Source organism: Pseudomonas sp. GW822-FHT04C11, from assembly GCF_058800905.1.
Genome location: NZ_JBXAMS010000011.1, coordinates 152,221 through 165,415 on the forward strand (window position 1 = coordinate 152,221; position 13,195 = coordinate 165,415).

Sequence of the window (13,195 nt, forward strand, 5' to 3'; positions counted from 1 at the left end):
TTGATGATTCATCTACCCCACACCGATGCCTTATGTGCATTGCCACGGCCGTATTGTCTGGACGCTGTCCCGCCAGGCTTGTTCGACAACTCGATGCGTGAAACCAGTCTCTTTCACTGCCATCACACCCCCGGTTACGAGCATTGGCTGGAGGCCAACGGCCTGAGTGCCAGCGCTCTGGATAACCTGGACGACTGGTCGCGCCTCCCTCCCCTGTACGCCAACTACTTCAAGCAACGCCTGCTGCTGAGCCCCACCGGGCAGGATGCCCTGGAGCTGACATCCTCGGGCACCAGCGGCCAGAAAAGCCGCATGCGCTATGACGTGCGAAGCATCACCGCGGCGCAGAACATGGTGACTCGGATCTTCGAGCATTACGACTGGATCAGCCACACCCCGTGCAACTATCTGTTGCTGAGTTATGAGCCTGTAGGCGCCATCAGCCTGGGAACCTCCTATACCGACCAGTTCCTGTGCCAATACGCGCCGGTCAACCGGGTGGTCTATGCGCTACGGGCCACAGGCAGCGGCCACGAGTTCGATGTGTTCGGCGTGATCGAAGCCTTGCACCAGTTTGCAATTGAAGGTTTACCGGTGCGCATCTTTGGTTTTCCTGCGTTTCTTTGGCAGGTCTTGCAACGCATGCAAGACCTTGAAGCACCCGACCTTGAGCTGCATCCCGATTCGCTGGTATTCCTTGGCGGTGGCTGGAAAGCCCGGGCGAGCGAGGAAGTCCCCAGACAGCAACTTTATTCCCGGATTGCGCAGCAATTGAGGATAGATGCCAGTCGTTGTCGAGACGGCTACGGCGCTGTCGAGCATGCCGTGCCGTATATCGAATGCGCCAACCATCACTTTCATGCACCGGTTTACTCAAAGGTGTTTGTCCGTAACCCGAGCGACTTCGCCGTCCAGCCCTACGGCAAGCGGGGTCTGTTGCACTTCGTATCGCCTTATATTTCATCGAGCCCGGCACACGCCGTGGTCATGAGTGACCTGGCAACACTGTACCCCGCTGCCGCCTGTGGCTGTGGCCTGGCTACCGACTGGTTTGAGTTGCATGGCCGCGCCGGAACCAGCGCCAGTCGCAGTTGCGCGATGGCCGCAGCCGAACTGATCGGGGGAGCTTGATATGTACCTGATCAATGGCCAACTGCACGACTCACTCACACCTGAGGCGGCCCTCGACACGCTGCTGCCAGGATTGGCGCAACAACTGGGGCAACCACCGACCAGCGAAAGGGTTCTTCAATGCGCGGACCGTTTCACACAGAAACTGCAGGCCCATCAACCCCCCCTTGAACTCGATGAGGGGCAACGCCTGGAACTGATCGCGTTCTGCCAACGGAGCGCCTTGAGTGCAAAACTGGAACGTGAGTTGGGCGTGCAGCCGCGGTCACTACGGCGAATTGCCTACGATCAACCGCGGTTCGAAAACTGGTCCCCGTTAGGACTCGTGGTGCATATCACGCCGGCCAACGCGCCATTGCTGGGGTTCTGCGCAGTGCTGGAAAGCCTGCTGGTGGGCAACATCAACTGGCTGCGCCCAAGCTCCAGTGACAACAGCCTGAGTGCGCAATTACTGGCAGCGTTCCTCGAGTGCGACGCCAGCGGATTACTGACCAACTGCGTCGCTGTGTTGCCTGTCGATACCGATCGCCTTGATCTTCTATGCGCTCACGCCGATGGCGTCAGCGCATGGGGTGGCGACGCAGCGCTCAAGGCCATTCGCCGGCTGGTTCCCAGCGGGTGCCGCTGGATCGACTGGGGTCACAAGATCAGTTTTGCCTACCTGTCGCCAGAAGCCGTGTCCCCCGCAGCGCTGGATGCCCTGGTCGATGAAGTGTGTCGGCTCGACCAACAAGCGTGCTCCAGTCCGCAGTGGCTGCTGGTTGACAGTGATGACCCGCAAACCCTGCATGCTATCGGCGGACAACTCGCTGACGCGTTCGAACGCCGCGCCAGCCGCTGGCCAGCGTTGCTCCCCACAGCTCAGGAAGCCTGCGAGATCACCACCCGGATTGCCTTGGCGCGACTCGATCAAAGTTTTGCCGATGAGACAGGACGCGTCTGGTCCGGTGATGGATGGCGCATCATGTGGGAGCACCATCGCCGATTGGCACCTTCTCCGTTGTTTCGAACGCTGTTGTTACGGCCGATGCCAAACGCGTTGATTGCCGAGTCCCTGCTGCCGTGGCGCACGCATCTGCAAAGTTGTGCTCTGATCTGCACACCCCGGCAAACGCCAAGCCTGGTCAGGCAACTGCTGAGCGCGGGCGTCAATCGAATCGCCCCTCCCGAGCTGATTCATGACGGCTATGCAGGAGAACCCCATGACGGTGTTTTCGCCCTGTCACGCTTGACCCGCAGGACCTCGGTAACCTTGCCTCCGCAGTTATCGAGCAACCGCGCAACACTGGACCAGCCCCCTGGTGCCCCGGCGCAACTGAACGCGTACGCAGTGATGAACAAGACGGATTTCATCGCGCAATCCGGTTCGTCCGACGCTCAACTGTTTTTCCGCTCAGGTGGTACCAGCGGCACTCCCGCCTTGGCTGGCTACAGCTATCGAGACTTTAGCCGGCAGATGCGCGCGGCGGCTGACGGCATGTTCGCCATCGGACTGACGCCGGGGCAGGATCGAGTGATGAATCTGTTCTACGGTGGCAGCCTCTATGGCGGGCTGTTCAGTTTTTCCAGGATCCTTGAACAGATGGGAGTCACGCACTTCCCCATGGGCGGCCCCCACGACGACGACTTCAGTGAAATAGCCCAACTGATTGTGGACCAGCGCATCAACACGCTGATTGGCATGCCCAGCACGTTGCAGCGTCTGTTTTTCAGCGAGCAGGATCGCCTCAAGGCCTACGGCGGGGTCAATAAAGTCTTCATGGGCGGCGAACATTCTGGCAATGCCAGCCGACGGTTGATGGAGCGTTGTGGGGTCTCGACGATTCGTTCCGCCCTCTACGGTTCTGTCGACGCCGGCCCTCTCGGTCATGCGTGCCCGGCGAGCGCAGATGGCGTTTTTCACCTGATGAGCGACATCCAGTGGCTGGAAATCGTCAACCTTGAACACGACGCTGCTGTCGAACCCGGCGAAGTCGGTCGTTTGCTCTTTACCTCGCGGGCACGCGAAGGTCAGACGATCATCCGTTACGAGGTCGGGGACACTGGACGTTGGCTGCCAGCAACCTGCCCTTGTGGCCTGGACACGCCTCGATTTGAACTGCAAGGAAGACACGGTCGACTGCTGCGGATCGCTTCGGACTTTGTCTCGATCAGCGACCTGGAAGAAAAAGCCGCCACTCAACTGCAGCTCCTTCTTGATCACGACTCCAACGGAACCGAACGCTTGGTGGTGCGCGCAGAACATGATCCACAGACTCTACGTCAACGCCTGCTGGACATCCCAGTTATTTCAACAGCCGTGAATAACCGCCTGCTGGAACTTGATGTTCAAAGGTGTTCTCCCGACCGGTTCGAACGCAACAGGCACAGCGGCAAAGCCCCCCTGATGATTGACTTGAGAACTGACTTTTCAGCAAGCAAGCATCACAACTGAACGCCTATTTTAAAACTATCAAGAGCCTGAACTCATGAACACTAACTATTCATTCGAAGAGTTGCTGCTGCACTCACGAAAACATTCTCACTATTACAAAACACACTTCAATCAACTACCAGAACATCACTGTACTGTCGAAGATCTACCACTCACCGTCGCTTCAGACTATTGGAATGGCAGCCACAATTTAAACACCTGGCCGGTACTGACCGGTAAAACCGAAAACGCCCTGATTTACAAAACCGGTGGTTCAACCGGCCAGGAAAAACTGGTGGCGTACACCCGCGATGAATGGCAGAACATGGTGACGCACTTCGGGAACGCCCTCTCGGGACAACTGTGCGATGGCGACCGGGTTGCCAATCTGTTTTTTGCCGGCGACCTTTATGCCAGTTTTCTGTTTATCCATGAATCATTGGCCCATGTGTCGCCTTCCATCTGCGAGTTCCCGTTTGCCGGCGAAGTCGACTCCGCAACGCTTGCAGCGGCCATTGCCGAACACCAGATCAATGTCCTCGCTGGCGTACCCGCACAACTTCTGCAATTCGCCGCCAGCCTGGCCGAGCGACACGGCGTCCTGCCACAGATAACCACCGTGCTCTACGGTGGCGAAAGTCTGTTTGCCGCACAATTGCCGATGCTGGCTCAGGTCTTTCCCAATGCACGCGTCGCGTCCATTGGCTATGCCTGTGTCGACGCAGGACTCGTGGGCGCCAGCACCCGGGATTGTGAGGTGGGTGAACATCGGGTGTTTGATCAACAGACGGTGGTGGAAATTGTCGATGAACACACCCACGAGGTCATCGAGGAATGTCATCGCCCAGGCCAATTGATCATCACCAACCTGACCCGAAAGTTAATGCCACTGCTGCGTTATCCCGTCGGGGATCGCGCATGTTGGCGCGAGCCGAGCGGCACCCGGCAACGCAAATTCGCCTTGCTGGGACGGAGCGAACAGAGCATTCGTATTCGCATCGGTGTCATCTCGTTGTTCCAGGAGGAGATCGCCGAAATCCTTCAGCGCCTGGCCGATTGCTGGCAATGGCAGTTGGTGATCGAAAGTGTTGGGGTCAAGGATCGAATGACCCTGAGGTGGGTGCCCGCGCACGACTCGACGTCAATAAACGCTTCAATCCCGGCCATTCACGCAGCACTGCTGGGTCAGTACCCGGACATCAGCCAAATGATCGGCAGTGGTCAGCTTGAATGTGTCTTCAGCCCCTGCACGACCGGCGCATTACTGCTGCATCCACGCTCGGGAAAGCAGCGCCGGATCGTTGACCTGCGCGTGTATAGCGCCCCTCAGCGGGAGCCTGCTCCATGAGTACATTCCGGTTTCGACGTTTCAGGCAAGCGGACTCAGCCGCTGTCAGTGCGTTGTTTCGCCAGGTGTATGGGGAAAATTATGTACAGCCTGATGTCTATTTGCCGTCGATGATTGGCCAGCACAACGCCGACCACCGATGGCACTCAATGCTGGCGTTGATCGATGAATGCATCGTTGGCCACGCGGCATTGTGCAGGGATGCACATAGCCTGGATCACGCTGAATTCGCCTTGTGCCTCGTACACCCGCAAGCCCGGGGCAAAAACATCGCCACCCGGCTGGGTCGTGAACTGTTGCGGCGGGCGAGCCGACTCGGCCTCAAGAGCGTCTCGATCAAGCAGGTCACCCATCATCTCTACACTCAGCAAATGGCGCAAAAACTCGGTTTCAAAAACATCGGGCTGCTTCCCGACTATGTTCCCTCGCCCTTTGGTGAGTCCCATGAGGAAAGTGTTGTCATTGGCTATCAAATGGTTAAAGGGCATGCACGTCCGTTACCGCAACTGGAATGGCCGGCGGCCTGTGCAACCTTCATGAGGCAACTGTCTGCGTCATTCGGCACCCGAAACGACACGCCATCACAACACTCTTTGCCAATGCAGATCAGCCAGCACCATGAGCGAGTGGAAGTCGTGCTTTATCAGTTGGACAAGAGCGTGCAGTTGCAGCTCCAGCAGCTACCCGCGCACTGGATGATCTCGATCAAGCTTGATCTGTCGCAGCATTCTCCACAGAACATGCGTCGCCTCTGCGCCATCGATTTCGTATTTACCGGGTTGATGCCTGCGCCCGCGGCATCTGGCTGGTATGCATTGTTTCATCGTGGTGCAAAACTGCGGCCTGTGAATTTCTACTGTCCACACATGCAGCAATTGCACGACACCTTACTCCACCGGCAGCCAGAGTCGCCTCACCGTCAGTTACCTGAGTATCCGCGCAGCAGCCCGTTGCCCGGCTGAGCGCAAAGCTGCACCAGCCAGTCGACAAACACCCGCACCCGCAGAGACAACTGGCGGTGCGGAGGATAGAGCGCCGTCAGGGGTAACCCTGGCGGCGGCAGATGCTCTAACACCTCGCACAACGTTCCCTCGCGCAATTGCCGTGCAACGTGATAGTACGGCGTCTGGACCAGGCCATAACCCGCTTCACAAGAGGCCAGATAACCATCTGCGCTGTTGACCGCCACCTGTTTGGGCAGGTTCACCGGGTGCACGTGTCCGTCTATGTCAAATTCCAGGCCGAAACGCCTGCCGGTGGTGCTGGAGAAATACTCGACCATCTGGTGCCCCGCCAGATCTTCCAGGCAGTGCGGCGTACCCTGGCGTCGCAAGTAGTCGGGGCTGGCGCAGGTGACCTGATCGAGCATCGCCAGCGGTCGCGCTACCAGCGAATCATCCAGAGACGAGCCGCCGCGCAGCACACAATCGACGCCCTCGCGAATCAGGTCGACCGGGCGATCGTTCAAGCCGATTTCCAACTCGATCAGCGGGTAACGCCGGGTAAATTCCGGCAAGGCCGGGATCACCAGCAAACGCCCGATGCCGGCAGGCATGTCGATACGCAAAAGCCCGCGTGGATTTTGCCGAGAGCTGGAAAACGCTGCCTCTGTCTCGTCCAGATCAGCCAGCAATCGCACGCAGCGCTGATAATACGCCGCGCCATCGGCGGTTGGACTGACGTGCCGTGTGGTGCGCTGCAACAGTTGCACGCCCAAATGCGCCTCAAGCTGCTTGATCAGGATGGTTACCGAAGCCCTGGGCATTTGCAGGCTGTCCGCGGCCTTGGCAAATCCTTCCAGCTCGACAATGCGAGTGAATACTCGCATAGCATTAAAACGGTCCATTGCTCTTGGTTACCTGCGGATTATATAGAAATTACAAACAGTGATAGCGTTTTTAGCCGGTTTATCTTGTTTTTGTCGAGCGCAACAATGGGGCCACATCAAAAAGGAGCGACACCATGCACACTCGTCAATTGGGCAAAAACGGCCCTGAGGTTTCTGCGATCGGTCTGGGCTGCATGGGCATGACCGACTTCTACACCACGGGCGGCGATACGTCCGAGGCATTGGCAACATTGCATCGTGCCATGGAGTTGGGCGTCAACTTGCTCGACACCGCCGACATGTATGGCCCGCACACCAACGAAGCGCTGATTGGCAAAGCGATTGCAGGCAAGCGCGACCAGGTGTTCCTGGCCAGTAAATTCGGCATCGTGCGTGATCCGTCCAACCCCACTGCACGCGGAGTCGATGGCCGACCGGAGTACATCCGTGCTGCCATCGACGGCACGCTGAAACGTCTGGGCGTGGACACTCTGGATTTGTATTACCAGCATCGCGTCGATCCGGAGGTGGCCATCGAAGAGACCGTGGGCGCCATGGCCGAACTGGTCCAGGCCGGTAAAGTGCGCTACCTCGGCTTGAGCGAAGCCTCGGCGATAACCCTTGAACGAGCGCATAAGGTTCACCCGATCAGCGCGCTGCAAAGTGAATACTCGCTGTGGAGCCGCGATCAGGAGCACAACGATTGCCTGGCCACCTGTCAGCGCCTGGGGATTGCCTTTGTGCCGTACAGCCCGCTCGGCCGAGGCTTTCTGACCGGCGCCCTGAAAAGTCCCGACGATTTTGCAGCGGACGATTACCGGCGCTTCAGCCCGCGCTTTCAGGGCGAAAACTTCAACAGGAATTTGCAGTTGGTCCAACAGGTGCAAACGCTGGCAGCAGAAAAAGGTGTGACCGCAGGGCAACTGGCGTTGGCCTGGGTACTCGCGCAAGGCGATTACCTGATCCCCATTCCGGGTACCAAGCAACGCAAGTATCTGGAGGAGAATGTCGCCGCGCTGGACGTTGTATTAAGCCCGGAAGACTTGTCGGCGCTGGAGGCGATTTTTCCGGATGACGCGGTGCTCGGGGCGCGTTACCCGCAAGCCGTCATGCAGATGCTCGATCGATAACACTGAGCGTCGCAGGCCCGTTCATGCCGTGTATGACGGGCCTGTTGCACTTGAAGATCAGGCTTTGCCAGTGACCCCCTTGGTGTTCGGAACGGCGGGGCCATTACCCATGCCATACGTCTTCAGGTTCTGCAGTACGTAAATCGCCTTCTTGTACTCGGGAATCAGGTGGTTGGCGTACTTGTTGCCTTTGAGGTTGTTGCTCTGGATGTTATCCAGCTGCGTGGCGAAGTACTCCAGCGCATTGAATTTTTCATCCAGGTTTTTCGGCACCCCAAAGCGATCGAACTTGTCGCCGGCGTTGAGCAGCGTCAGGGCCGTCACATCGCTGATCAAACCGCGATCGCGCAAAAAGGCGCTGATGTTTCCGAGCTGTTTGACCGTGACGGTCTCGGGGTCGAATCCCTTGAAATTCTTGTAGAGCTTCTGCTCGTTCATTTTCGCGGTGTTCAGCGCCAATGGATCATTGCCCACCAGTGCGAGCATCTGCTTGACCTTGACGTTCTGCGGTACGGGTTTACTGCCACTCGTCCCGCCCTCGCGAATCAGTAATCCGGCCTTGCTGGTCCAGCCTCCGACATAACCGATGGTCATGAGAGTGCTCCTGTGCGCGGCGTGAGCCAGACCGGGAGCAGCCCCGAAGCGCGGAGACGTCCTTGTAAGGTGACCATAAAAAGTCCTTGTTCAACTGACGAATTGGTACGCGAGTATCAATTCGTCAGCGTCCCTTGGACTACAAATATTTCAGCTTTTTACAATTCTTGTACATTTCGGATACAAATCACCAAACCCTTGAATTCATTGACTTGAAACAATTGTTTAACAATCAGACCGTCAATGAATCAGGCTTGAAAACCACGAAAGAAACCAAGTCGCCAGCCCAAAATGAAACCGCACATGGCTCATGTCGATGACCAACCGGTCGTCCGTAAAAACCATTTTTTGGGACCATGGTACTAAAGTCTGCCTGCCGCGGGCCGATAGCTGCTAAACGCCGCAATAAATCAACAAGAGCGCTTAGCACAAGGACCGGTTCAATGCCCGCATTCCGTACCATTCAAGCCCGTTACACGCTGTTTCTGGTGCTGTTCATCCTGTTGTTGTTCGCCTTGACGGTGGCGGGCATCAGCCAGTTGGTCGCGCCGAAACTTCGGCACACGGAAGAACAGGTCGCACTGAACCGCATCGCCGAAGTGGCCGAACAGATCCAGGGCGAACTGAACAAGGTTCAAGCGCAACAACGCAGCATCACCCAAACCATTCCCCTGCTCGACAGCGCAACCATCGACACTGTATTGCCTGGCCTGGTGGACCAGTACGGTGAACTGAAAGTGTTTGGTGGCGGGATCTGGCCGTTGCCTGGCCAGCGCGAAGCCGGACGCAACAAATTCAGTACCTTCTGGCACCGGGATGCGTCGGGCAAACTGGCCGTCAACACCTTCTGGAACAGCGACGCGGCACCCAACTATTACGATCAGCCCTGGTACAAGGGCGGCATGCAGACACCTCGCGGTCAATGCGCCTGGGCCGCGGCCTATAAGGACGACGCCAGCGCCGAACCGCGCACCAACTGCGCCATGGCGATAGCGCGCAATAGCGTGCCGTACGGAGTCGCGACCATTGACGTCACTCTGGGCTTCTTCAATGACCTGGTCGCGCGCAAGGAAAAAGACTTGGGTGCCGAAATGTTGATCGTCGAGGCCGACGGCAAGATCATCAGCAACAGCTCGCGCATCAGTGCTCCGATTGTCCTGAAAAACATCAGTGAACTGGCAAGCAACTCGCCTTTTGCCGCGCAGATCAAAACCGCGCTTGAGCGCCGTGATGCTTCGCTGCAACGCGTCGAGTTCGACAATCAAGGCGTGGCGAACACTTTCTTCATGCGTCCGATCGAAGGCACACCGTGGTTCCTTGCCACCGCCCTGCCGACCCACCTGATCACCGCTCAACGCGACGATGTCTTGAGCACCTTGAGCCTGTTGCAGATCCCGATGGTTTTGCTGCTGGTGCTGCTGCAAATCTATGCAATCCGCCAACTGATCCAGCGCATGAAAGCCTTGAAAGCCAACATCGACGCGCTGTCCACCGGCGACGCCGACCTGACCCGGCGCATCACCATTCGCGCCGAGGATGAACTGGGCGCGATCGGCCATTCGGTCAACACCTTTATCGCCTACCTGCAAAACATGATCGGCGAAGTCACCCAGGCCACGGGCGCCATGGCCTCAAGCCTGGAAAACCTGCAACAGACCTCGGCGCATACCAACCAGATACTGCAGCGTCATGCCTCGGAGACCGACCAGACCGTCACCGCCATCACCGAGATGAGTTCGACCGCCGACAGCGTCGCCGAGAACGCCGCACAAACCGCCGCGTTTACCCAGCGCGCCAACGAACACGCCGACCGCTCGCGGGTGGTGGTGGGCGAAGCCTCAAGCAGCGTGAGCGCATTGATCGGCGAAGTGGCCAGTGCCACCCACAAAGTCGAAAGCATGCAGCAGGACGCCCAGCGCATCACCGAAATCCTCGGGGTGATCGGCGCCATTGCCGGGCAAACCAACCTGCTGGCACTCAACGCCGCGATTGAGGCCGCGCGAGCCGGTGAACAAGGTCGAGGCTTTGCCGTGGTCGCCGATGAAGTCCGCGCCCTCGCCGCCCGCACCCAGGCCAGCACCTCGGAGATCAACGAGATGCTCAGCCGTTTGACCCAGGGTGTCAGCTCTTCGGTGGCGGCGATGGAAAACACCCAGGCCAGCTGTCAGTCCGCTGCCGATGCGACAGCGCGCGTCAACGCCGGGCTGGACGAAATGGCCGGCTCGGTCAGCCACATCAACAGCCTCAGCACCCAGATCGCCACGGCCGCCGAACAACAGAGCGCGGTGACCGAGGAGATCAACCGCAGCATGGTGCAAATCCGCCATATGGTCGAAGAGCTGGTGCAAAGCGGTCACGCCACCGACCTCAACACGCGCCAGCTGCTGGACGCCAATAGCCGGGTCAGTTCGATCATGGGGCGCTTCAAGGTCAAGTGACCCCGTGAATGCGGCCCGCGCGTTTCGCGTGGGCATAACCTTCAAGGGATATCCATGAATAACTTTGAAACATAAGCACTCTTTTTCATCGGCGAAAACGGTCAAAATGCGCGGCGTGAAATGATCAACGAGAGATAACCGATGAAAACCACGCTGCGTCTGGCCGCCCTTGGCGCCCTGTTCATCAGCTCCCTGGCCCAGGCCGCCGAGCTGATTCCGATTGATGTCCACCGCGATGCCAATTGCGGTTGCTGCAAAAAGTGGATCGCGCACCTTGAAGCCAATGGCTTCAAGGTCAACGATCACGTTGAAACCAACATGAGCGAAGTCAAGCAGCGCCTCGGCGTCCCGCCGCGACTGGCGTCGTGCCACACCGCGGTGATCAACGGCAAATTCGTCGAAGGCCATGTCCCCGCCGAACAGGTACTGGCGTTGAGTCAATCCGACCTGCTTGGCGCGGCTGCGCCGGGTATGCCCATGGGCTCGCCAGGCATGGAAATGGACGGCATGGCCGATGCTTATCAGGTCATTGGGTTGACTAAAAATGGCACCGATAAAGTGATCGCCGACTACCCGGCCCGGTAATGCTCGCTGGCTATCTCGGGCTGTTCATCGCGGCATTCGGTGCCGCGACGTTGTTACCGTTGCAGTCCGAGGCCGTGCTGGTGGGATTGCTGCTCAACGGCAAGCATGGATTGTGGTGGCTGCTCGCCGTCGCCACGCTCGGCAACGTGCTGGGTTCGTTGCTGAACTGGTGGCTGGGACGCAGCGTCGAGCGCTTCAGGGAGCGTCGCTGGTTTCCGGTCAGCCCTGCTCATCTGGAAAAAGCCCGCACTCACTATCAACGTTATGGCCATTGGTCACTGCTGCTGAGCTGGGTGCCGATCATTGGCGACCCGCTGACACTGGTGGCCGGCGTGATGCGAGAACCCGTGGGGCGTTTTTTGCTGATCGTGACCTTCGCCAAAGGCGCGCGTTATGGTGTGCTGGCGCTGGCGACACTGGGCTGGATGCCTTGAGCCCCTGGTGCTGCCACGTTGTTAATGTCGCCATAATCGCGACGTTACAGCCTCAGCCAACGGTTAAATCCACGTCCCCCCCTTTGAAGAGACAATGCTCATGACTGTGCAGATTGCGGTGATCGATGACTGGCAGGGCGTAGCCCGTCATGTGGTGGATTGGTCGGTGCTGGACGGTATCGGCAAAGTCAGCTTTTTGCATGACTACCCTGCCGACCACGCCACACTGAGCGACCGATTGCAGTCCTTCGAGGTGATTTGCGTGATGCGCGAGCGCACGCTGTTCGACGAAGCACTCCTGCGTAGCCTGCCCAAACTCAAATTGCTGGTCACCGGAGGCATGCGCAATGCCGCCATCGACCTCAAGGCCGCCGCGGCGTTGGGGATTCAGGTTTGCGGGACCGACAGCTACAAACAGGCGGCGCCCGAATTGACCTGGACACTGATCATGGCCCTGACCCGCAATCTGCTTGCAGAAGCCAACGCCCTGCGTGCCGGTCACTGGCAACAAGGCCTGGGTGGCGACCTGTACGGCAAGACCCTGGGTATTCTGGGCCTGGGCAGCATTGGCAAACGGATCGCCGAGTTCGGTCAGGTGTTCGGAATGCGCGTTATCGCCTGGAGCGAAAACCTCACCGCCGAGCGCGCAGCCGAAGCCGGGGTTACTTTTGTCAGCAAGCGCGAGCTGTTCGAGCAAGCCGATGTGCTGTCAATCCACCTGGTGCTCAGCGAGCGCAGCCGGGGCCTGGTCGATGAGCAGGCACTCGGCTGGATGAAACCATCAGCGTTGCTGATCAATACCGCGCGCGGACCGATCGTCGATGAAGCCGCATTGATCCAGGCCCTTGAACAGAACCGTTTGAAGGGCGCAGCACTGGATGTCTTCGAGCGCGAGCCATTAGCCGCCGACCATCCGTTTCGGACATTGCCCAACGTACTGGCCACGCCGCATGTCGGCTATGTCAGTGAGCAAAACTACCGGCTGTTCTTTTCACAGATGATTGAAGATATTCAAGCCTGGACAACCGGCCATTCGATCCGGCTGTTGAATTAGGCCACACCGTCCTGACACACACTCTGTAGCAGCTGGCGTAGCCTGCGTTCGGCAGCTGCTACAGGGTTGGTGGTGTCTGCTTCTGCAAGATGTTCGCACCAATAGGGTGCGAACGGCGCTTTATCACGCCCCACTCTCTGGCAACTCTCTCCCCTTTTTTGTGCTTCGGCGACGAAAGAACCTGCACTTCGTCGGTGCGGGCGCGGCTGATTGAGCGCGGAAATCCTGACGTCAGACCGA

At 58.4% G+C, this 13,195-nt stretch carries 11 protein-coding genes; 9 read left to right on the plus strand and 2 right to left on the minus strand.

Annotated features, from left to right (window positions below):
- Positions 1–3 precede the first annotated feature (3 nt).
- Genes AC1RJ3_RS19040 through AC1RJ3_RS19055 form a run of 4 tightly spaced genes read left to right on the plus strand, consistent with a single transcriptional unit; the run spans position 4 to position 5,854 of the window.
- On the plus strand, positions 4–1,131 hold the full coding sequence (locus AC1RJ3_RS19040) for a LuxE/PaaK family acyltransferase (protein WP_493079896.1): 1,128 nt from the start codon (positions 4–6) through the stop codon (positions 1,129–1,131).
- A gap of 1 nt (position 1,132) precedes the next feature.
- Complete coding sequence (locus AC1RJ3_RS19045) at positions 1,133–3,565, plus strand: acyl-CoA reductase (RefSeq protein ID WP_493079898.1); 2,433 nt, start codon at positions 1,133–1,135, stop codon at positions 3,563–3,565.
- Positions 3,566–3,599: 34 nt separating this feature from the next.
- Positions 3,600–4,892 (plus strand): phenylacetate--CoA ligase family protein, encoded by a 1,293-nt coding sequence (locus AC1RJ3_RS19050; protein WP_347929933.1) that lies wholly within the window; start codon positions 3,600–3,602, stop codon positions 4,890–4,892.
- Positions 4,889–5,854 carry a GNAT family N-acetyltransferase gene (locus tag AC1RJ3_RS19055; protein ID WP_493079900.1) on the plus strand — a complete coding sequence of 322 codons (966 nt, stop codon included), beginning with the start codon at positions 4,889–4,891 and terminating at the stop codon, positions 5,852–5,854. The genes AC1RJ3_RS19050 and AC1RJ3_RS19055 overlap by 4 nt, the downstream gene beginning before the upstream one ends.
- Here the strand turns inward: AC1RJ3_RS19055 and AC1RJ3_RS19060 are convergent.
- Positions 5,812–6,738: a LysR family transcriptional regulator gene (locus AC1RJ3_RS19060; RefSeq protein ID WP_103314503.1), complete on the minus strand. Its 927-nt coding sequence runs from the start codon at positions 6,736–6,738 to the stop codon at positions 5,812–5,814. The genes AC1RJ3_RS19055 and AC1RJ3_RS19060 overlap by 43 nt on opposite strands.
- A gap of 116 nt (positions 6,739–6,854) precedes the next feature.
- Here AC1RJ3_RS19060 and AC1RJ3_RS19065 point away from each other — a divergent pair, with 116 nt between their 5' ends.
- Entirely contained in the window at positions 6,855–7,850 is a 996-nt protein-coding gene (locus AC1RJ3_RS19065) for an aldo/keto reductase (protein WP_347929931.1), read from the plus strand.
- A 57-nt stretch (positions 7,851–7,907) separates the two neighbouring features.
- Here AC1RJ3_RS19065 and AC1RJ3_RS19070 read toward each other — a convergent pair whose 3' ends face one another.
- Positions 7,908–8,444, minus strand: coding sequence for a hypothetical protein (locus tag AC1RJ3_RS19070; protein ID WP_347929930.1), 537 nt, complete (start codon positions 8,442–8,444; stop codon positions 7,908–7,910).
- Positions 8,445–8,887: 443 nt separating this feature from the next.
- Here AC1RJ3_RS19070 and AC1RJ3_RS19075 point away from each other — a divergent pair, with 443 nt between their 5' ends.
- The 4 genes from AC1RJ3_RS19075 (at position 8,888) to AC1RJ3_RS19090 (ending at position 12,955) form a co-directional block, all read left to right on the plus strand.
- Positions 8,888–10,882: a methyl-accepting chemotaxis protein gene (locus AC1RJ3_RS19075; protein WP_493079903.1), complete on the plus strand. Its 1,995-nt coding sequence runs from the start codon at positions 8,888–8,890 to the stop codon at positions 10,880–10,882.
- Between the two features lie 141 nt (positions 10,883–11,023).
- Positions 11,024–11,467: a DUF411 domain-containing protein gene (locus AC1RJ3_RS19080; RefSeq protein WP_054597178.1), complete on the plus strand. Its 444-nt coding sequence runs from the start codon at positions 11,024–11,026 to the stop codon at positions 11,465–11,467.
- A complete protein-coding gene (locus tag AC1RJ3_RS19085) occupies positions 11,467–11,901 on the plus strand; it encodes a YqaA family protein (RefSeq protein ID WP_347929928.1) in 435 nt (144 codons plus the stop codon). Before AC1RJ3_RS19080 ends, AC1RJ3_RS19085 begins: the two co-directional genes overlap by 1 nt.
- Positions 11,902–12,001: 100 nt before the next feature.
- The gene (locus AC1RJ3_RS19090) at positions 12,002–12,955 is read left to right on the plus strand and encodes a D-2-hydroxyacid dehydrogenase family protein (RefSeq protein ID WP_493079906.1); all 954 of its coding nucleotides are present in this window, start codon (positions 12,002–12,004) and stop codon (positions 12,953–12,955) included.
- Positions 12,956–13,195: the final 240 nt, after the last annotated feature.

Coding starts and splice junctions, on each gene's coding strand:
- AC1RJ3_RS19050 (WP_347929933.1), top strand. CDS start 3,600: ATGAACACTAACTATTCATTCGAAGAGTTGCTGCTGCACTCACGAAAA.
- AC1RJ3_RS19045 (WP_493079898.1), top strand. CDS start 1,133: ATGTACCTGATCAATGGCCAACTGCACGACTCACTCACACCTGAGGCG.
- AC1RJ3_RS19060 (WP_103314503.1), bottom strand. CDS start 6,738: ATGGACCGTTTTAATGCTATGCGAGTATTCACTCGCATTGTCGAGCTG.
- AC1RJ3_RS19055 (WP_493079900.1), top strand. CDS start 4,889: ATGAGTACATTCCGGTTTCGACGTTTCAGGCAAGCGGACTCAGCCGCT.
- AC1RJ3_RS19065 (WP_347929931.1), top strand. CDS start 6,855: ATGCACACTCGTCAATTGGGCAAAAACGGCCCTGAGGTTTCTGCGATC.
- AC1RJ3_RS19040 (WP_493079896.1), top strand. CDS start 4: ATGATTCATCTACCCCACACCGATGCCTTATGTGCATTGCCACGGCCG.
- AC1RJ3_RS19085 (WP_347929928.1), top strand. CDS start 11,467: ATGCTCGCTGGCTATCTCGGGCTGTTCATCGCGGCATTCGGTGCCGCG.
- AC1RJ3_RS19090 (WP_493079906.1), top strand. CDS start 12,002: ATGACTGTGCAGATTGCGGTGATCGATGACTGGCAGGGCGTAGCCCGT.
- AC1RJ3_RS19075 (WP_493079903.1), top strand. CDS start 8,888: ATGCCCGCATTCCGTACCATTCAAGCCCGTTACACGCTGTTTCTGGTG.
- AC1RJ3_RS19080 (WP_054597178.1), top strand. CDS start 11,024: ATGAAAACCACGCTGCGTCTGGCCGCCCTTGGCGCCCTGTTCATCAGC.
- AC1RJ3_RS19070 (WP_347929930.1), bottom strand. CDS start 8,444: ATGACCATCGGTTATGTCGGAGGCTGGACCAGCAAGGCCGGATTACTG.